General features: G+C 35.9%; 21 protein-coding genes. 12 read left to right on the forward strand and 9 right to left on the reverse strand.

The genetic code is table 11. The annotated features are described in order from the left end of the window. Positions 1 to 157: 157 nt before the first annotated feature. The 5 genes from LRP84_RS12010 (at position 158) to LRP84_RS12030 (ending at position 5,529) form a co-directional block, all read left to right on the forward strand. Positions 158 to 781 carry a hypothetical protein gene (locus tag LRP84_RS12010; protein ID WP_230575295.1) on the forward strand — a complete coding sequence of 208 codons (624 nt, stop codon included), beginning with the start codon at positions 158 to 160 and terminating at the stop codon, positions 779 to 781. A gap of 415 nt (positions 782 to 1,196) precedes the next feature. Then, positions 1,197 to 2,723, forward strand: coding sequence for a spore germination protein (locus tag LRP84_RS12015; RefSeq protein WP_230575296.1), 1,527 nt, complete (start codon positions 1,197 to 1,199; stop codon positions 2,721 to 2,723). Beyond that, a complete protein-coding gene (locus LRP84_RS12020; RefSeq protein ID WP_302850589.1) occupies positions 2,720 to 3,802 on the forward strand; it encodes a Ger(x)C family spore germination protein in 1,083 nt (360 codons plus the stop codon). The genes LRP84_RS12015 and LRP84_RS12020 overlap by 4 nt, the downstream gene beginning before the upstream one ends. A gap of 13 nt (positions 3,803 to 3,815) precedes the next feature. Continuing rightward, entirely contained in the window at positions 3,816 to 4,907 is a 1,092-nt protein-coding gene (locus LRP84_RS12025; RefSeq protein ID WP_230575297.1) for a GerAB/ArcD/ProY family transporter, read from the forward strand. A gap of 58 nt (positions 4,908 to 4,965) precedes the next feature. Next, a complete protein-coding gene (locus LRP84_RS12030) occupies positions 4,966 to 5,529 on the forward strand; it encodes a PCYCGC motif-containing (lipo)protein (protein WP_230575298.1) in 564 nt (187 codons plus the stop codon). Positions 5,530 to 5,669: 140 nt separating this feature from the next. Here the strand turns inward: LRP84_RS12030 and LRP84_RS12035 are convergent, their stop codons facing one another. Continuing rightward, positions 5,670 to 7,091, reverse strand: a complete 1,422-nt coding sequence (locus tag LRP84_RS12035) for a PH domain-containing protein (RefSeq protein ID WP_230575299.1) — start codon at positions 7,089 to 7,091, stop codon at positions 5,670 to 5,672. Then, complete coding sequence (locus tag LRP84_RS12040; protein ID WP_230575300.1) at positions 7,084 to 7,563, reverse strand: PH domain-containing protein; 480 nt, start codon at positions 7,561 to 7,563, stop codon at positions 7,084 to 7,086. The genes LRP84_RS12035 and LRP84_RS12040 overlap by 8 nt, the downstream gene beginning before the upstream one ends. 161 nt (positions 7,564 to 7,724) lie before the next feature. Between LRP84_RS12040 and LRP84_RS12045 the strand changes: the two genes are divergently transcribed. The 6 genes from LRP84_RS12045 (at position 7,725) to LRP84_RS12070 (ending at position 11,374) form a co-directional block, all read left to right on the forward strand. Continuing rightward, positions 7,725 to 7,973: a YhdB family protein gene (locus LRP84_RS12045; protein WP_230575301.1), complete on the forward strand. Its 249-nt coding sequence runs from the start codon at positions 7,725 to 7,727 to the stop codon at positions 7,971 to 7,973. Between the two features lie 172 nt (positions 7,974 to 8,145). Continuing rightward, positions 8,146 to 9,045, forward strand: a complete 900-nt coding sequence (locus tag LRP84_RS12050) for an LCP family protein (protein ID WP_230575302.1) — start codon at positions 8,146 to 8,148, stop codon at positions 9,043 to 9,045. A gap of 167 nt (positions 9,046 to 9,212) precedes the next feature. Next, a complete protein-coding gene (locus LRP84_RS12055; protein WP_230575303.1) occupies positions 9,213 to 9,644 on the forward strand; it encodes a disulfide formation protein C in 432 nt (143 codons plus the stop codon). Next, positions 9,644 to 10,057, forward strand: coding sequence for a thioredoxin family protein (locus tag LRP84_RS12060; RefSeq protein WP_230575304.1), 414 nt, complete (start codon positions 9,644 to 9,646; stop codon positions 10,055 to 10,057). Before LRP84_RS12055 ends, LRP84_RS12060 begins: the two co-directional genes overlap by 1 nt. A 75-nt stretch (positions 10,058 to 10,132) precedes the next feature. Beyond that, on the forward strand, positions 10,133 to 10,348 hold the full coding sequence (locus LRP84_RS12065) for a DUF1540 domain-containing protein (protein ID WP_230575305.1): 216 nt from the start codon (positions 10,133 to 10,135) through the stop codon (positions 10,346 to 10,348). Positions 10,349 to 10,444: 96 nt separating this feature from the next. Next, on the forward strand, positions 10,445 to 11,374 hold the full coding sequence (locus LRP84_RS12070) for a carbohydrate kinase family protein (RefSeq protein WP_230575306.1): 930 nt from the start codon (positions 10,445 to 10,447) through the stop codon (positions 11,372 to 11,374). A 118-nt stretch (positions 11,375 to 11,492) separates the two neighbouring features. On the opposite strand, the gene LRP84_RS12075 is transcribed toward LRP84_RS12070, so the two are convergent. From LRP84_RS12075 to LRP84_RS12085, 3 genes are all read right to left on the reverse strand, one after another. Beyond that, positions 11,493 to 11,759 (reverse strand): hypothetical protein, encoded by a 267-nt coding sequence (locus tag LRP84_RS12075; protein ID WP_230575307.1) that lies wholly within the window; start codon positions 11,757 to 11,759, stop codon positions 11,493 to 11,495. A 192-nt stretch (positions 11,760 to 11,951) separates the two neighbouring features. Further along, the gene (locus tag LRP84_RS12080) at positions 11,952 to 12,725 is read right to left on the reverse strand and encodes a L,D-transpeptidase (RefSeq protein WP_230575308.1); all 774 of its coding nucleotides are present in this window, start codon (positions 12,723 to 12,725) and stop codon (positions 11,952 to 11,954) included. A gap of 278 nt (positions 12,726 to 13,003) precedes the next feature. After that, positions 13,004 to 13,873 carry an SDR family oxidoreductase gene (locus tag LRP84_RS12085; RefSeq protein ID WP_230575309.1) on the reverse strand — a complete coding sequence of 290 codons (870 nt, stop codon included), beginning with the start codon at positions 13,871 to 13,873 and terminating at the stop codon, positions 13,004 to 13,006. 234 nt (positions 13,874 to 14,107) lie between these two features. Between LRP84_RS12085 and LRP84_RS12090 the strand changes: the two genes are divergently transcribed. Beyond that, positions 14,108 to 15,409 (forward strand): NCS2 family permease, encoded by a 1,302-nt coding sequence (locus LRP84_RS12090; protein WP_230575310.1) that lies wholly within the window; start codon positions 14,108 to 14,110, stop codon positions 15,407 to 15,409. Between the two features lie 50 nt (positions 15,410 to 15,459). Here the strand turns inward: LRP84_RS12090 and LRP84_RS12095 are convergent, their stop codons facing one another. The 4 genes from LRP84_RS12095 to kdpB form a co-directional block, all read right to left on the reverse strand. Continuing rightward, positions 15,460 to 16,314: a patatin-like phospholipase family protein gene (locus tag LRP84_RS12095; RefSeq protein ID WP_230575311.1), complete on the reverse strand. Its 855-nt coding sequence runs from the start codon at positions 16,312 to 16,314 to the stop codon at positions 15,460 to 15,462. Between the two features lie 154 nt (positions 16,315 to 16,468). Next, on the reverse strand, positions 16,469 to 17,614 hold the full coding sequence (kdpDN, locus tag LRP84_RS12100) for a KdpD-like non-kinase potassium sensor (protein WP_230575312.1): 1,146 nt from the start codon (positions 17,612 to 17,614) through the stop codon (positions 16,469 to 16,471). A gap of 116 nt (positions 17,615 to 17,730) precedes the next feature. Then, positions 17,731 to 18,312, reverse strand: coding sequence for a K(+)-transporting ATPase subunit C (gene kdpC / locus LRP84_RS12105; RefSeq protein ID WP_230575313.1), 582 nt, complete (start codon positions 18,310 to 18,312; stop codon positions 17,731 to 17,733). Between the two features lie 18 nt (positions 18,313 to 18,330). Beyond that, entirely contained in the window at positions 18,331 to 20,430 is a 2,100-nt protein-coding gene (gene kdpB / locus LRP84_RS12110) for a potassium-transporting ATPase subunit KdpB (protein WP_230575314.1), read from the reverse strand. Positions 20,431 to 20,435: the final 5 nt, after the last annotated feature.

The raw sequence follows: 20,435 nt of genomic DNA on the forward strand, positions 1-20,435 counted from the left end.
TCTTTTTCTCCATTTTAAAACTCTTATCATATGGAAACAACTTTCTACTTCTCTTTTCTTTCTTACATATTAAAACATAATTTGTTCATAGTTTTGTCATACTTTTTGGATAAGCTATATAACGCAAGCAGTTTACTACTTATAGGAGTGATGAAACATGAAGAAAAAGCTAGTAACAGGAATGTTAGCGGTATCATTATTATGCGGAGCAACATCGCTAACGGCATACGCTTCTACCGATAGCTCGCAATCAGAAACAAAACAAGAAACGAAACAGGTAGCGAAGCACCACAAATTCATCTCTGAAGAACAATACAAATCATTAACAGAAAAAGGATATAAAAAGCATGAGATTTGGAAAGCGGCACGCATTGCAAAGTTAAGTGGCAAAGATATTAATGCTGTATTAGAGTACTATAAGCAAAAGCATACATGGAAAGAAACTGCGCAGCACTTTGGCGTTGATCCAAAGAAACTTCATAAATTTCATAAACATCATATGAGTAAAGAAATGGAAGGAAAACTGTTACAAAAAGTAGCAGAGATGCAAAAGTCTACTCCAGATCAAGTGAAACAAACAATGCGTGACTATGAAGTATCTTTATTCCATCTCGCTGTACTCAACATCATTTCCCAAAAAAGTAATACACCATTAAATGACGTATTAAAAATGAAAAAAGACGGTATGAATGTAAAACAAATTGCTGAAAAATTAAATGTAAAAAAAGAGGATATTAAAACAGAAATGAAAAAATTAAAAGCATCCTTGAAAGCGGAATAAGCAAAATAAACATAAATAAGGAAGAAGCAAATTTGCTTCTTCCTTATTTACATAAAACAACGATTTAATAGTCATTGTTCTCACATGCCAAGTGCATATCTTCGCCCCCAAGGTAAAGTGAAACTTCCAGCAGTGGGGATTTTCTTCATCCCCCATTGCTGGTTAGTGGAACCAATCGGGCTTTTACGGGCAGTTATCCCCCACCTATCCTCTTCGCTTTTCTCTGCATCTTGAGGTGGGGGATCTTACTGCCCGTTAATGCGGGATAAGACTTCCAGCAATAAAATTCCCTCTACTATTAATATGGAAACATCTCGAATATTCCAACCTATTTTTCATATATCTTCTCGTATAATTTTTCATTTTTCCCCCAAAATAACAGAAGCACTTCAAACACCGAAAAGAGGTGAACCCTATGTTTCGTTTACAGTTCGGACAAAAAGAAGCGAAACAACAAGTGAACGAAAAAAATAATTGTTCCATACCAGAATTTATCGAAAAGATGAAACAATCTATGGATTTTCTGCATTTCAATATAACAGATGATGGGAATTTATGTATATTTTATATCAAATCAGTATCAGAAGAAGTTGTACTAAAACATTATATTCTTTCTCCTATAAAAAGACGGCTAGCAAACATTGAAAAAATAGAAGATTTACCTAACATTATCCCAATTGAAGAAATTATCTTATCTCCTTCTATAGAGGAGATTCGTGAAAAATTATTAGGTGGATTTATATTAATACAGCTTCAAAATTCCTCACAAAAGGATAATTATGCTCTAATTCGTGCCGAAAGTACAGTTCCAGGTAGTCGTATATATAATGATACTGAAAATGAATATAGTGTTGTTGGACCGAAAGTTGGATTTGTTGAAAGTCTCGATGTCAATCTTCATTTATTGAGAAAAGGCGTTGTAACAGAAAATCTTATCTTTAAAGAAGTTACAGTTGGGTCTATATCAAAAACACAGCTTGCTGTTGGTTACCTCGACGGGATTACAAATAAACAACATGTCAACACTGTAATGCAACGGTTACAAGATATTGATTTTGATATTCCATTTGACGCAACATTAGTTGAACAACTCATTAGTGATAATAGTAATTCACTCTTTCCGCTTCTGTTATCTACAGAGCGCTTAGATCGCGCTATGTACGCATTACTAGCTGGGCAAGTACTCATTTTAACAAATGGTTCTCCTTATATTTTGGCTGGCCCAACAAATTTATTTGACTTCTTTGTTTCACCAGAAGATTATTATTTACCGTGGATTATTGGATCATTTTTTCGTTTTATTCGATTTTTCGGAGCTTTATTCTCTATTTTTTCTTCAGCGATTTATACAGCTGTTTTAACATATCATTATCAAATGATTCCAACAGATCTAGTAGGCCCTATTATTTTCTCTAGAGCAAATGTCCCTTTTCCGCCTGTATTAGAAGTTCTTTTTTTAGAAATTACGATTGAATTATTACGAGAAGCGGGAGCACGCTTACCGCCAAAGATTGGACAAACGCTTGGTATCGTCGGTGGCATTGTCATCGGGCAAGCAACAGTGGAGGCTGCTTTGACAAGTACAATTTTACTCATTGCCGTTGCTCTATCAGCACTCGCTGCTTTTACAACACCAACAATTAAAATGTCTAACACGATTCGTATCCTACGATTTCCACTTATTATATTAGCTAGTATGATGGGGGGTCTCGGTTTAATAATTGGTTTTACTCTTATTTTGGCTCACTTAATTCGTTTAAAATCACTTGGTTCACCTTACTTATTACCACTTTATCCATTTAGGGGTATTGGTTCATCGGAAGCATTTGTCCGCTATCCGTTCAGTATGTCAGCAAAGCGCCCTTCTCACCTCCGACCAATTTCAAACTGGCGCTTTAGTCCGAAGAAAGCGAAAACAAAACAGAATGGTGACAAAACATGAGATATTTTTTCTTTCCATTCCTTATATGCTTACTATTTTTTCTTTCTAGTTGTGCACAATCACAAATTGTAGATGAAATGCGAATTGTTCATACTGTTGGATTTGATCTCACTCCAGATAAAAAAATTAAAGGAACTATTATATACCCTGTTTACAATCTTGGGAAAAATAAAACCCCAAAAACATTATCATCAGTCGGACGCTCAGGAGAGGTAGTAGCAGCTAATTTAGCTGCCAAATCTCCTCACAAGATAGTAGTAGGTCAAACACGAATGATTGTGTTTGGATCAAGTTTAAATAAACAGGGAATTTCAAATATAATTGGAAATTTGCAACGCGATCCAAATATTGGACGAGATGTACAAATTGCAATTGTGGATGGCACAGCAGAACAATTACTAAAACATACAGTAAAAAACGGATCTCTATATTTATCAGAACTAATTGATCAAAATGTTGCAAACGAAAGTATACCGACAACAAATTTACACGTTTTTCTATATAATTATTTCTCATTTGGATGTGATCCTTTTCTTCCCTACATCCGAATAGATGGTGAAGATTCTGCTTCTCTTCAAGGCCTTGCATTTTTAAAAAAAGATAAAATTATGATGTATGCGAATAATGAAGACTCATTTTTAATCAAATTAATTATGAATCCAATTAAAAATGGACGATACGAGGTGAATATACAAAGAGGAAAAAACAAAGGTGTTGCTGTCATTCACAGCTTATCGGGAAATAGCACCTATCATATTACAGATAACAATTCTTCACCTAAAGTAGAAATTAAAGTGAAACTAAATGGTTTAATTAAAGATTCTCCTAGCTGGATTAATTTAGAAAACTCTAAAAATATCTCTTATATTGAAGCACAATTACAAGAAAATATTGAGAAGCATTTAACGGCACTCATCAGTCAATTTCAAAATAAAAACATAGATCCACTTGGAGTTCGTGATCAAATTAGAAGTCACTCTAGAAAGTGGAATATGAAACAACTTTCAAACATGTATCCATCTATAGATGTTTCTGTAAAAGCAAAAGTCAACATTGTACAATCTGGAATCGGAGAATGAGGAGGAGAAAAAAATGAATCTACATAGCAAAGAATTTACAGTTTCTCCTTATTTTACGTTTTTTTTAATTCACTCTCTTCAAATAGGAGTAGGAATTTTAGGCTTTCAGCGTATTATTATTAAACATGCTGGCTATGATGCTTGGATTTCTATTATCATCATGGGAGTCATTACACATGTCGTTTTATTTTGTATGCTTAAAATGCTTGAAAAAGATAATGATTTAATTAACATTCATACTACATGCTTCGGAAAATGGCTAGGCAAAGTCTTTACAATATTTTTTATGCTATATTACGGACTATCTTGTCTTACTATCTTTCGAACATATATTGAAGTTGTTCAAGTATGGGTATTTCCTACTATAAAATTATGGCAAGTCGGGCTTATTATTTTATTCGTCGTGTACTACATTTTAAGTGGAGGATTTCGCTCTATAACAGGGATATGTTTTTTGGGCGTTATCTTGCCTCTTTTAATACTTACTTTTTTCATTTTCCCACTTAAATACGCTCATTTCCGTAATATTTTACCTGTTTTCACTCACTCTTTTTCCGATATTATGCTATCAGCAAAGCAGGCTTCGTTAGAATTTCTAGGATTTGAAGCATTACTCATGTTTTATCCATTTATTGAAAAAGGAAAAGGCGTAAAGCGGTGGGCACATTTTAGCATTTTTTTTACAACCTTGCTATATGTGTTTGTAGCCTTGCTATCATTTGTTTATTTCAGTGAAGGTCTGCTGCAGCATACAGTATGGGGAACATTAACGATGTTCAAAATCATTAAAATCCCTTTTATTCAGCGATTTGAATACGTGATTATCTTCCTTTGGTTTCTCATCATTTTACCGAATCTTTGCTTAACAACATGGGCTTCTTGCCAAGCTGCACACCGTTCTTTTCAGCTGCCATTTAAGGTTGCTTTTCCAATATTTATTGGAATCATTTATATTAGCTCCTTATTTTTTATGAACCGTGAATCCATCAATACATTAAATACTTACACTTCTAAAATTGGATTGTATTTAATATATGTTTATATACCTGTCCTTTTTGTTTGGCACTATTTTTGTTATCGTTTGAAAAATAAAGCTACCTCGTAGGAAATAATTAGGGAATCTGTTACAATTTTAGTAAAATTAAAATAAAGGAGAAATGCTAATGAAAAAGCCGCTTTTGTTATGTTGTATGACAGGAATACTTGCCTTCACGATGATAGGCTGTAACAATGATGAACATAAACAACCAGCAAAAGAAACAAGTTCCACCACTTCATCACATGAACATAAACAACCAGCAAAAGAAACAGGTTCCTCCACTTCATCACATGAACATCATCCAGAGCAAAGGGATATCGCCGAAACAACAAAAGGAATCGATACGCTCCCTTCTTTTTTATCTGAACATGATGCGCAAATAAAACAAGTTTATGCTGTAGCAGCACAACACGCTGAATTACTTCAATGGATTCCATGCTACTGCGGGTGTGGTGAGAGTGTCGGACATAAAAGTAATAAAAACTGCTTCATTCGTGAAATCAAAAAAAATGGTCAAGTTGTTTGGGACTCTCATGCAACAACTTGTGTAAATTGTCTACAGATTGCACTTGAATCAGCAAGATTACAAGAAAAAGGTAAATCACCACTTGAAATTCGAAACTACATCGATAATAAATATAAGGAAGGATATGCGAAACCAACACCTACTCCAATGCCAAAATCATAAAGGCGCTATCCGCCAATCAGGCTTTTATAATACATTAAAATATTCCCCATTTGAACGAAATAAAAAAACGAGGGAGATAATCCCTCGCTTTTTATTTCGTTCAAATGGGCAGTAAGACCCCCACTGACGGAAGTTTCATTTTATGCGAAATCACTCTCTTTTTCGTAAGAATACCATCTTCGAAGCGACGTTCCAACTGTATCGTCTGCATCTTTTATACGAAATGTCATGTTTTTCGCACCCGACTTCACACATATTTTCACATTACATAACGATGCTGGTTCTTGAAGTACTGTTTTAGAAACCGTTAACGCCTGTATATGACTTTTTTTTGTGTACACCGTTATTCGTCCAATTCGGCGATATATGACAGTAAGCTGCTCTCCCGTAATACACCAACACGCATCATGGTATTTCCGATAACCTAAAACTGCGCCAGCAATGAGAAAAATAGGTGCTACATATTTTACCATTGAAGTTTGAGGTAATGTAATCGCTATGAATAAAAGAATAGGCACAATAACTCTTATCATATAGCGCTCAAATGATCGCTTCGGTAAACGTTGAAATGTAGACGGAGCTTTATAATCGGGAAAATAACGCTGTAATAAATATGGAATATGTTTTCGCTTTACGAGCGGAAAACAGACAAGGCGAAAACCTGCGTATTCTTCTTCTTTCGAACTTGCACTCACAAAACGAATTGTAGCATAGCCAAGCCATTGCCGAATTATATTCTCCTCTACTTTAATTGCTTGAATACGATGAAGCGGAACGATAAGTTTTTTCTTCTCAAATAACCCCCTCGTAATAACAAGTTCATCCTTTTGTTTCACAACTGTAAATCCATGATACTTTTGATATACAAGCAACGTACCTAGTAACCATCCCGCTGTAATAACAGCAATTGCAACTTCTCCGTAAAAAGAAGGTGTTTGTGATTGAAAATGCTCTAGCTTAAAATGAATCGAAACGTACTCATCTATCTCTGTATAAATGCCAAGTAACACCGAAAATACAAATCCAATACTGCCTGATGTAGCCGCATATAGAAACGTCTTTTTATTCGATAATGTGAATATCGGTAGCACAGCAATATCTTCTTGTTTCATTCTCCTCCTTTCAGAAAGCTGCCCTTGAATATGACTCGCTTCTTCTTTTGTAATTACTTGTAATACTATTTCCGCCCCTTCCCTACTTCCCGCCGTATCAATTTGCAGTTCCGTTAATCCAAACAAACGATGAATTATATTTTGCGATTCATGAATTGCCTGAATTCGTTCTTTCGGAATGTACTTTCGTTTTTTGTTTAACCATCCTTGCTCAAGGATCACCTGCTCTTCAGTAATTGTATATGTAAATCGATACCAACGCATCCAAGCAATAAAGGTGAGAATAAACAAAGGTACAAAGCTAAAAATAATCGTATTTATCAGAATTGAAAACGGTAAGCTATCGCGAAACTTAAATAAGAAAATAAGGTAAAGAGGAAATAATGTCGATGCATGTTTCACAACTGACAATAGGATTGACAGCGAATGGATTCTATTTGTTCTATACATCGGCAACCGCCACCTGCGCTAAAGTAGAAAGTTGCTCCCGTAAATATTCTGCATCTTCATATGCAATTGCTGGAATTGTATGAGTTGTCGCTGCTGTCGTAATATCCACTGATGCTAATTGATAATAACGTAAAAATGGGCCTTGCCTTACATCTACATGTTGCACACGAATCATTGGAATTAATGTTTTCTCTGTAATAAATACACCTCGCTGTAAGTCAACCTCTTGCCCACGTATCATATAGCGCCATCTCTTCCATCTAAGCTTTGGATATATACCAATTGTAAAGATAGCATGTCCACAAAAAAAACAAAGAAATAAGAGTTGCAAGTTTGTCATACCTCGAAATGCGTCAAGCCAATACATCACTCCGCCATAAGCAATCCACACAATAATATTGATTGAAAATGCCGTTAATCTCCATACTTGAATTGCTCGTTCATCAACCGATTTTAGTAACCTTGGACTCATTGACTCACCCTCTCCACCTCTTCGTTTTCTTAATTTTCTTTCTATTAATTATAAACATATTTCCTTTTCTTTCCCATAACATTCTGTTAACAAATTCTTTCAAGTGTATTTCTTCTTTTCCGTCACACACTATATATAACTCCTCATTAAGGAGGCACACAATGCAAACATACACCGACTACGATAAAGCTCTCTATTACACGTATTGCTGTAATTGGGAAAAGCTGCTTGTACTTATGGTACAAACAGACGATGAGTTGTTTTCGAAACGAATTGAACACTTTCTACATGCTTATCAATACGGTAAAGATTTATCAGAAGTTGACAAAAAACTCCAACTTTTGTTTCAATATATTGATCATGCAACGCAAAAAACATATACAGAACAAGCGGAGCAAGTTCATATGTAAATAAAGTGAAACTTCCAGTAGTAAGTAACTTTCTAATGACAACCATTAAACCAATTAGGCTTTCACTACCATAAGACGCTATTCCTATACACTGGGATAGCGTCTTTGTATATTTTTCCAAACCGCTGTTCATAATACTTATTATGAATATTAAGCAGACGGACGTGATTATGTGAAAAAACACATTTACTTATTTTTACTTATTGTATTATTTATGATTGGCTGCCAAAAATCATCCAAACAAAATAATCCGGAACACTTCCAACCATTTCAAGGAGCTAAAAACGATCAAGGAGTATTTAATGTACTAATTATCGGAAATGATTCTCGCGGAGAAAAACAAGCTAGAGCTGATACAATTATGATTGCACAATACAATAAAAAAGAAAAAACCGCAAAACTCGCTTCTATTATGCGTGATAGCTACGTAGAAATTCCTACCTATGATAAAAAATATAATAAAATTAATGCCGCCTACTATTATGGAGGTCCTGAATTATTACGAAAAACCATTCAACATAACTTCGGAATTGATGTATCCCATTACGTTACAATCGACTTTGCGGCATTCGAAAAAATTGTAGATACCGTCGCTCCAGAAGGAATTGCTGTAAATTTAACGCAAACAATTATCGATGATATGGGATTACATTTACAACCCGGATCACAACGATTACATGGAAAAGAATTACTGAAATATGCACGTTTCCGTCATGATGCTGAAAGTGACTTTGGACGTGTACAACGCCAACAAGAAGTACTACAAGCTCTGCAAAAAACCTTTACCGAAAAAGTTCAATCCGTAGACGGGATATTCCAATTACCCACGGTAATACAAGACCTTCTCCCTTATATCCATACTAGTATGGATACTCAAACATTATTTTCACTCGGCAGCAGCGTTTTATTCCATCCTATTGAAAAGATGGAAACGATGCGAATTCCAGTGGCAAATGGATATGAACCAAAAACATACGAACATGCCGGGGCAGTATTACAACTTCATCCACAAAAAAATAAAGAAGCAATTCAAAAATTTTTTATCGATTCAACGAAAGCTGTTAATCATTAATTTTGCTCGTTAAAATCAAGTAAAAACAAGGTGTACATCACCTTGTTTTTTTTATTCCCAGGTTTTCAGCGTAAAAAACTTTTATTATGTTGAATATTTTCTCTTTCTTTTCCACTCCTCCTCGTACTATAATTTTGTATGTAACTATTATAAGAGAGGTATGGAGAATGGATCGCGAGAAAAAACAAGAAACTTTGTTATTTACAGCTTGGGGAACTTCGTTTATCGCTACACTCGGAAGTTTATATTTTTCCGAAATTATGAAATTTGAACCATGTACATTATGTTGGTACCAACGTATTTTTATGTATCCATTTGTGTTACTACTTGGCATTGCAGTTGCACGCAAAGATTATCGCATTGCCACATATTCCTTACCAATCGCAAGCATCGGTGCCTGTATATCGCTATATCATTATGCTATTCAAAAGATACCTGCTTTTTCAGAAGCTGGAGTAGTATGTGGACGAGTTCCTTGCACAGGAGAGTATATTAATTGGTTTGGCTTTATCACAATCCCATTTCTAGCACTAACTGCTTTTGTAATTATTTCTATTTGCAGTTTTCTTTTACTAAAAACAAATAAGGAGATGAAATAATGAAGAAAATGTTTCTTTTTGGCGGCATTGTCGTCGTTTTATTAATCGCTATTTTTGCAGTAACAAAAGTTGAACAAAAACAAGAAAACAAAACAGATTACTACACAAATAAAATTTCTTTAGAAGATCTCCAAAAAAATGTAAAAGAAAAGAAAGATCAAACAATTTACTTCTATCAGACAAACTGTGTACACTGCCAAAAAGTATCACCAATTATCGTTCCAATGGCAAAAGATATGAACATTGATATGAAAGTCATTGACTTAGAAAAATATCCAACTGGATGGGATGAATTTAAAATTACAGGTACGCCAACGATCATTCACTTTAAAGAAGGAAAAGAAGTAAGCCGCATTGAAGGAGAACAACCGAAGGACAAGTTCAAAGAGTGGTTTACAGCAAACAATAAGTAACAAGAAAAGGAAACTTCCTTTATACATGAAGTGAGTACAAAAATCTCACACTACTTGTATAAGGAGGGGGATCCTATGCCAGAAGTACGATGCTCTGTCTCCAACTGCTCATTTTGGGGACAAGGTAACTTTTGTCAAGCAAATGCCATCGTCGTTCAACCTGACTCTCAAGAATCTATTCAATCAGGGGACGAGTCATTTACAGATACAATATTATCTGGACAAACGATAGAAAGCTCGGCAACAACGAGTGTAGAAACATGTTGCCACACCTTTCAACCAAGATATTAAACAACTGCCCATCTCGCACTGCATGAGATGGGCTTTCTTTTTTCTCTTTTTCCTTTCATACTATATACGAAAGAAAATCAGTTAGGAGCGAATGAGATGAAACAAGTTTTCTGTATTGGGGAATTATTAATTGATTTTGTTTGTCGTGATCCAAACGTATCATTAATGAATGGAATAAGATTCGAAAAGAAAGCGGGCGGCGCTCCTGCAAATGTCGCTGCAGCAATTACAAAGTTAGGTGGAAAAGCTGCTTTTATGGGGCAAGTCGGAAATGATCCATTTGGAGAATTTCTAGAAAAAACTTTACAAGATGCAGATGTTGATACATCTATGCTTATAAAAGAAAAACAAACTACTCTTGCTTTCGTTTCTCTTGATTCACATGGCGAGCGTGATTTTACATTTATGCGCGGAGCAGATGGTGAATATAAGTTTGAACAAATTAATTTATCAAAAATAAAACAAAACGATATCATTCACTTCGGTTCAGCTACAGCATTACTGCCAGGCCAATTGAAAGACACGTACATAAAGCTTTTGCAATATGCAAAAGCAAAACAATTATTTATTTCCTTTGATCCAAATTACCGAGCTTCATTAATTACCGATTTGCAGAAATTTCGTAAAGACTGCATCACTTTCATCGCTAACGCTCATTTCATAAAAGTAAGTGATGAAGAAGCAAGCCTCCTTACTGGTGAAACGAATATGTATAAAGCTGCTGAAGCATTATTATCATACGGAGCAAAAACTATTGCCATTACACTTGGGGAACGAGGTACACTTCTTACAACAAATGAGGATCAAACGATTATTCCATCCATTATCGTACAGCAAGTCGATACAACTGGTGCCGGTGATGCTTTCGTCGGTGCAATGCTGTATCAGTTTGCAAAAGAAGAACGCGTTCATATGGATTTTACAAAATTACAACAATATATATCATTTGCAAACAAAGTTGGTGCACTTACTTGCACAAATTACGGAGCAATATCTTCACTCCCAACACTTGAAGATATAAAGTGAAACTTCCATCAGTGGTTTTTTCCCACTGATGGTTAGTTGAACCAATCGGGCTCTTATGAGCAAATGTCTCCCTGTTAGTAGTCGGATAAAAGCGTACGATTAATCGTACGCTTTTATATCAAAATCCCCCCTGTTTCCAGACAGCATGCATCATTGTAATATATACAATAACAATAAAAACCGTACTACATAATGTAATCCAGCGATATATACTATCTTCACACTCTCTCGCTTCTACAAATGCCCATACAAATCCCACTAATAATAATAAGTCTACATACGGGATATACATAGAAAAAATAAATGAAACAAACAAATATATAACAAATAAACAAAGTGTAATTAAAAAAAGTTTAAATGCAAATGTACTGTCTCCATTTTGCATAGCATACGCCCTCCTCAGCTTTACAATATTATATTCAGAGAGGGATTTTGATGCGATAAAGTGCAACTTCCATCAATGGTTTTTTTTCATCCCCCACCTATCTTCTTCGATTTTCTCTGAATCTTGAGGTGGGGGTCTTACTGCCCTCGAATAGCGAAATAAAAAAAGGATACCCTGTCCCCTCGGTATCCTTTACTTCACTTCGTATTTTCGTTTGTATATATTACTCAGTATAGAATAAGGAATTTGGTCATACCTTATCGTTGTTTCTTTTTCATCCATAATATATAAATTATTTCCTATATAATAGAATCCCTTTTTTCCTTGTGAATACACAGGATATACTTCATTCGGTAATACTGTTTTAATTTCTGTAAATTGCCCGTTCGGCTCTTGCCAATATATTTTCGTTTGATCTATCGTCGTAATCTTACCAATTTGTTCTTCCTCTAAAACACGTCCATTCCAACTGACAACCCGGTACCCAAATTGATGCGCCGCATATTCAGGAGATGTATGAAAATGAGCAATAATTACCTTTGTTTGTAATGGAATTTGGTCATACAACCATTGAATATCTCGATCATACATGCGAATACATCCGTTTGACTGACGCCTGCCAATCGACCATTCACGATTTGTCCCATGAATCCCATATTCATTCTTATTTAAGCCCATCCACCTAGTGCCGAGTGGATTATTGGGTGAACCGCCCGGAATATTTTTTCTGTGATATGCTTTATTTTTATATTTATTAATAATGCAAAATGTTCCTTCTGGCGTAGGAGTGTTTTCACTTCCTGTTGTTACAGGGAAAGTTCGTACATAATTTCCATCCTCGAAAAAAGTTAATTGGTTTGTCGCTAGATTTATAAGTAACAAATGATCTGTCTCCTCAGCAGAAATAATTGGTACATATAAAAAAAAGAAAAGAAATAACAATGCAAGTGAACATGTTTTTTTCATCAATGTCACCTCCACATTCTCCTCAAAATCTCACCATGAAATACTATGGTTCATTTAGCTTTTACTATAAATCCAATTCTTATTAATGAGAGCTGACCTTAAAGGTCAGTCTCTTTTTTACGCGCTCTTAAAAATATCGGCGCAATTCACAATATATCGGCGGAAATAGTACATTTATCGGCGCTATTTGTAATATATCGACGCTTCGACACAATATAAAGATCCTTCGACACCATCCGATATGCAAATAGTCGGTCCACTAGCTAGTCCAATACCACCTAACCATTCACAATAACGCCGCCATTAACATGAAGCATTTGTCCAGAAACATAAGTAGAGTCATCAGAAGCTAAATACACATATGCCGGTGCTAGCTCAGATGGTTGTCCCGGTCGTTTCATTGGTACATTACTGCCAAATTCCGATACTTTTTTCTTATCAAAACTTGATGGAATTAGTGGTGTCCAAATTGGACCTGGTGCAACTCCGTTAACACGAATGCCTTTTGGAGCTAGCGATTTTGCTAATGAACGTGTAAAGGCAACAATCGCTCCTTTTGTTGCTGAATAATCGATTAACTGCTCATTTCCTTCATACGCCGTAATGGAAGCAGTATTCACAATTGTATCGCCTTGTTTTAAATGAGCTAGCGCAGCTTTTGTAATATAAAAATACGAGAAAATATTAACCCGAAACGTCTTTTCAAGTTGTTCTGCTGTAATTTGCTCTAAACCTTGCTGCGGATATTGCTGAGCAACATTATTTACAACAATATTTAAACCTCCCAATTGCTTTGCAGCCTCCGCTACAACTTGCTGACAATGCTGTTCATCACTTACATCTCCCGGAAATAAAAAACATTGTGCACCTTGTCCTTCTATCCAACGCTTCGTTTCTTCTGCATCTTCATGTTCATCTAAATAAGCAATTGCTATATTCGCGCCCTCTTTTGCAAAAGCAATAGCTACCGCTCTCCCAATTCCGCTATCCCCTCCTGTAATAAGTACATGTTTCCCTTGCAGCTTCCCGCTTCCTTTATACTTCTCATCTATACATTTTGGGCGGGGATTCATGATTTTCTCAATTCCCGGCTGTTTCTCTTGATGTTGCGGGGGCAATGTTTTCTTTGGTTGTTCTTGTTGCGTCATACAGAAAAAACCTCCTTATCATATATCTTTCTTATGATATGCGAAATCAAAAAATATACTTATTCTTACAAAAAGCGAAATATATAAGTAAAAAAGATGTTTAATATTCGAAATTTCAACGTAAAACATAGAGAAATGTAAAACTTTTTATATAAACCTCTTGCAAAAAAATAAAATAACGAATATTATATATAACTGTTGTGACAATTATTCGTAAAAAGAAAGGATGTTTTTATGTTTAACCTTTCAAAACATCAAACTTCTATTAAAACTGAAATTATGGCTGGTATTATTACCTTCTTAACAATGGCATATATTATTGTCGTAAACCCAGTCATCCTTGGTGATGCAGGCGTTCCATTTGAACAAGCATTTACAGCGACAATCATTGCCGCTGTCGTTGGAACATTATGTATGGCGCTCTTTGCAAATTTACCAATTGCAATTGCACCAGGGATGGGATTAAATGCTTACTTTGCTTACTCTGTTGTAAAAACTCATGAAGGTATGACATTTGCAATTGCTTTCTCTGCTGTATTCGTGGCAGGTATGATTTTAATTTTGCTATCATTAACTTCTTTCCGCACAAAATTACTGGAAGCTATTCCTGAAAACTTAAGACATGCCATTACAGCTGGTATCGGTTTATTTATCGCATTTATCGGCTTACGTCTGACGGGCATTGTTACGAAACATCCCTCAAATTTAGTTGGGCTTGGGGATCTTCACTCTCCTCCCGTTTTACTTGCATTAGCTGGACTTGGTATTACGTTAGTACTTATGTCTTTAAACGTGAATGGCGCATTGTTTATCGGTATGTTATTAACAGGAGTTATCGCTTATTTTACTGGACAATTAACGTTCTCAAACGGAATTACATCTCTGCCTGGTTTACCTGAAGGCATGATTGTTTCCAATCCAATTACAGCATTTTCTGATGTTATTAACTATGGACTATACGGCGTTGTCTTCTCGCTCCTCCTTGTAACATTATTCGATACAACAGGTACATTACTTGGAGTTGCACAGCAAGGCGGGTTTATGAAAGATGGTAAACTTCCAAACTCCGGTCGTGCCCTTCTTTCAGATTCTATCTCAGCAACGGTTGGCTCAATGTTCGGTACAACACCAACAACTGCTTATATCGAATCTTCTGCTGGTGTTGCTGCTGGTGGTCGTACAGGTTTGACAACACTAACTGTTGCGATATTATTTGCAGTAGCTGCATTCTTCGGCCCGCTTGTCAGCGCAGTATCTGGTGTGGCCGCTATTACATCTCCATCATTAATTATTGTTGGTAGTTTAATGATGGGCGCAGTTCGTCATATTGATTGGGATGCATTTGATGAAGCTTTCCCAGCATTTTTAGTCATTTTAACCATGCCGCTTACATCAAGCATTGCAACAGGTATTGCACTCGGCTTCATTTCATACCCGCTTATGAAAATAGCAAAAGGTCAATTCCGTGCAGTTCATCCGCTTTTATACGTATTTGGTATCTTATTCGCTTATCAGTTAATATTCTTACCACATTAAAGATCCCGAGAGGAATATAAAAAGGTGACTCATCTTATTGAGTCACCTTTTTATTTATTGAGAAATCGCAACAAGTCTTCATGCGTTTTCTTAGCGTCTTTAAATCCTTGCTCGTACAAGCGTTGTAATTTTTCTGGATTCTTCTCCATACGATCCACTTCTAATTGCTCTGTCGGACGAATAACGAATATATTCCCAGCTGCTTCTTCTTTTTCAATATAATGAAGTGTCTCATTATATACTTCGTAACGAACTAGCATTGTGTTTACTAAATTAGGATATTTTTTATAAGCTTTCGCTGCAATCCATCCAAATTTTGATTTTTTCTTTGCATAACCTTTATTTCTTGTCAAAATAACAACTGATTTTTGATAACCATCTACCTGTGCCTTTCGAACAGGAATTGGATCTGAAATTCCACCATCCAATAACTTTTTCCCGCCAAATTCTACAACAGGTGCCACAAATGGCAATGAACTTGATGCCTGTAACAATGTTAATGCTTCTTCTTGTGTACGACCTTTTTCAAAATAAACAGGCTGTCCAGTTTCACAATCTGTCGTTCCTACAAGAAAACATTGCTCATTATTGAAATACGTTTCAAAATCAAATGGAACATGCTGCGTTGGGATTTCATGAAAAATAAAATCCATATCAAAGAGCTGCCGCTTTTTCCAAAAGTTTTTATACGATAAATATCTTGGATGTGTCACATATTCAATGTTTACTGTTTTATTTCTTTCTTTTTGTCTAGAAAGATACGACGCTGCATTACATGCACCTGCCGATACACCAATCACATATGGAAAATACAAATCATTTTCCATAAAGTACTCCAGTACACCCGCTGTATATACGCCGCGCATACCGCCGCCTTCTAATACTAAACCTGTATTTTCAAGCATCGTTCTCTCTCCTCGTTCTATATATACTTTTTAATTATTCACATTGTTAAATATCTCTTTCTATTATATATAAAATGTTTAGGAAACCATATTCAGACGACTTACAAAATAGAAAAAATCGTATTCATATACATGAATACGATTCGAGTATGCCCTATATCCGTTGATCCGCCACAATATGAATATCAATATTCTTCGTCTGTCTCATAATTTCATTTACAATCGAACCTTTTCGAATCTCTTCCCATCTTGTTCTTGCCGATTGGCCAAGCAAAATTTGCGTTACCTGTAATTGTTTTGCAACTTGAATAATCGTATCAGCTGGCTTACTCCCTTTTGATTCCTCTAATAAAAAAGTTGCATCAAATTGACTTGTTAAAGCTTTCCATTCTTCGATAACCTGCTTCTTTGCTTCTGATAAAGATTCAATATTTTCTCTTTCTACATTTAATACATATAACTCTGCATTTAAGCGGTTTGCCATGCGCCATCCACGCCGAATCAATTTTTCTGCCGTGGAACTGTACTGCACACAAACAAGGATTTTTTCTTTCACTCCAATTGGTTCTTCAGCAAATTGGCTGATTTTCTCATCCATATCATCTGCAACTTCTCGAAGTGATAATTCACGAAGTGCACCTAAATTATTAAGCGTAAAAAAATGATTTAAGCTGCGTTGAATTTTTTCTTCCTTATATATCTTTCCATCCATCAATCGTTTTCTCAGTACTTCCGGTGTTACATCAACAAGCTGAATTTCATTCGCCTTTTGCAAAATGAAATCGGGAATGCGCTCCCTTACTTTCACACCTGTAATTTGCTCCACAATATCATGTACGCTTTCTAGATGTTGGATATTAAATGCAGATAAAACATCAATACCAGCATCCAATAATTCTTCCACATCCATATAACGTTTTTTATGTTTCGAACCAGGAATATTCGTATGAGCCAACTCATCAACAATAACAACTTGCGGTGCCCGGTTTATAATTGCTTCTACATTAAGCTCGTGAAACACTTTTCCTTTATAATCAATTTCTTTTAAAGGAACAGCCTCTAAATCAGCAATAGCATCGTCTGTTTCTTTTCGCCCATGTGTTTCAATTAAACCAACAACAACATCAATGCCTTCTTTTCGCATCTCTCTCGCATCAAAAAGCATTTTATAACTTTTTCCCACTCCGGGAGCTGCTCCGACATAAAGTTTTAATTTTCCTCGGTTCAGTTGACGAATATATTCTAAATACTCTTCTGGTGTACGCCTTTGGAACGTTGGCTTATAGTCATCTGCATACATCACAAATCTCTCCTATCCCCACCAAATAATGCTACCCCAATCACTTAGATTGAGGTAGCATTGTTATTATCCCGCTATTCGCGGGCAGTAAGACCCCCACTGATGGAAGTTTCACTTTATTTCATCATTTTTTGTAATTCTAGATTTAGTTTTAATACATTGACACGATCTTCACCAAATAATCCGAGTGCCGGCCCTTCTGTTTGAGATTCAATAAGTTTATTAATTTTTTCTTTCGGAATATTCGTTATCTTAGAGATACGATCTACTTGTGCGTAAGCCGCTTGTGGACTAATGTCAGGATCTAATCCTGAACCAGAATTCGTTACTAAATCCATCGGAACCTCCGAAACAGGAACTGTTGGATTTTCCTTCTTCCAATTTTCTACACTCTCTTCTACACGGTTTAATAAATCTGGATTAGATGGTGCATAGTTATTAGATCCGGATGCTTCTGCTTTATATTCTATACTAGACGCACGTCCATGAAAATAACGTGGATCTGTAAAATTTTGACCAATTAATTTTGAACCAATTACCTCATTTTTTTCATTATATATGAGACTTCCGTCCGCATTATCTTTCATAACCGCTTGTGCAATTCCTGTGACGAGCAATGGATATACAAGCCCGCACACAATAAGAAACGTAAAGGTTATACGAATGACAGGTGAAAGTATCTTTTGTTTTTCAAACATTTTCATTTCCCCTTTTCCTTAAATGAACAGCCCTACAATCATGTCAATCAGCTTAATACCAACGAATGGAACAATCATTCCACCAAGTCCATAAATAAGTAGATTACGTCCTAACAATGCATTAGAGCTCATCGGTTTATACGCAATCCCTCTCATTGCCAGCGGAATAAGCAGCGGGATAATAATCGCGTTAAAAATAAGCGCTGATAAAATCGCTGACAATGGTGAATGTAATTTCATAACGTTCAAAGCTTCCATTTGCGGAATTGCCAAAGTAAACATTGCTGGAATAATCGCAAAGTATTTGGCAATATCATTGGCGATACTAAATGTTGTTAATGCACCGCGTGTCATTAATAGCTGCTTACCGATCCCTACAACTTCAATAATTTTCGTTGGGTTTGAATCTAAGTCAATCATATTTGCTGCTTCTTTCGCTGCTGCGGTACCGCTATTCATCGCAAGACCAACATCCGCCTGCGCTAAAGCTGGTGCATCATTTGTACCATCACCTGTCATCGCAACAAGCTTTCCTTTTTCTTGCTCTGCTTTAATGACCGCAATTTTATCTTCTGGTTTACATTCCGCTACAAATTCATCCACACCTGCTTCTTTCGCAATAGTTGCTGCAGTGAGCGGATTATCACCTGTACACATTACTGTTTTAATTCCCATTTGACGAAGCTGTTCAAATCGTTCACGCATACCTGGTTTGACAGTATCTTTTAAATAAATTAATCCGTAAATACGATCATTAGCTGCAACTGCAAGCGGTGTACCGCCCTCTTTCGCAACCAAATCAGCTTTTTGCTTTAAGTCTTTCGGAACTGTACCGCCTTGTGATTGTACCCATTCAATTACAGCACCAACTGCACCTTTTCGTATTTTTGTACCATCTGCTAAGTCAACACCGCTCATTCGTGTCTCAGCTCTAAATGGAACAAATTCACCTCGCTCTGCAATTTCACTATTATAAGAGAATGCTTTTGATTGTACATACTCAATAACGGAGCGTCCTTCTGGTGTTTCATCTAATACTGAGCTAAGCGCTGCCCATTTTGCAACTTGTTCAATTGTTTCATTTCCCACTGGCAAAAGCGTGTGCGCCATACGATTACCGAATGTAATTGTACCTGTTTTATCTAAAATAATTGTATTAATATCACCTGCTGCTTCAACTGCTTTACCACTCATTGCTAAAACGTTAAACTTCGTTACACGGTCCATACCTGCTATTCCAATTGCAGATAGCAAACCACCAATTGTTGTTGGAATTAAACAAACAAGAAGTGCAACAAGTATAGACATATCAATTTGAAAACCAAGATAATTCGTAAAGATTGGTAACGTAACAACAACGATTAAGAAAATAAGCGTTAAACTCGTTAATACAGTGTTCAGAGCAATTTCATTTGGTGTTTTTTGACGAGATGCTCCTTCTACTAAAGAAATCATTTTATCTAAGAAAGATTCACCAGGATTACTCGTAATTTGAATTGTAATTTCATCACTAACAACAATCGTACCGCCTGTAACCGAGCAAAAATCACCACCAGCTTCTTTCATAACTGGTGCAGATTCCCCTGTAATAGCTGATTCGTCAACAGATGCTAAGCCGCGAATAACTTCCCCATCACCTGGAATCATTTCTCCTTGTTTTACAATAACAACGTCGCCTTTTCTCAGTTCAGTTGCTGAAACTTGAACAACATCTCCATTTTCTTTTATTACATTTGCAAATACATCTTTTTTAGATTGTTTTAATGAATCAGCTTGCGCTTTTCCCCGCCCTTCTGCTAATGCTTCTGCAAAGTTAGCAAATAAGACAGTGAATAATAGAATAAGAGAAACTGTTATATTGAACCACCCTGGTATATTTTTAGATAGATTCGGTAGAAATGATAAAATCAATGTTAGAAAAAATCCAATTTCCACCACAAACATAATAGGATTTTTCATCATAACTCGCGGGTTCAATTTTGCAAACGCCTCTTTTATAGCGTGTGTAATAATGTCACGATCCATTGTTTTTTCTTGGCTTACTTCATTTTCTGCGCCCATTTTTGAAGATGCAATTGATTGATTAGGTTGTTTATCTTTTACCACTACAGGTTCCATCATTT

It is taken from the genome of Bacillus rhizoplanae (genome assembly GCF_917563915.1).
GTDB classification, from domain to species: Bacteria; Bacillota; Bacilli; order Bacillales; family Bacillaceae_G; genus Bacillus_A; species Bacillus_A rhizoplanae.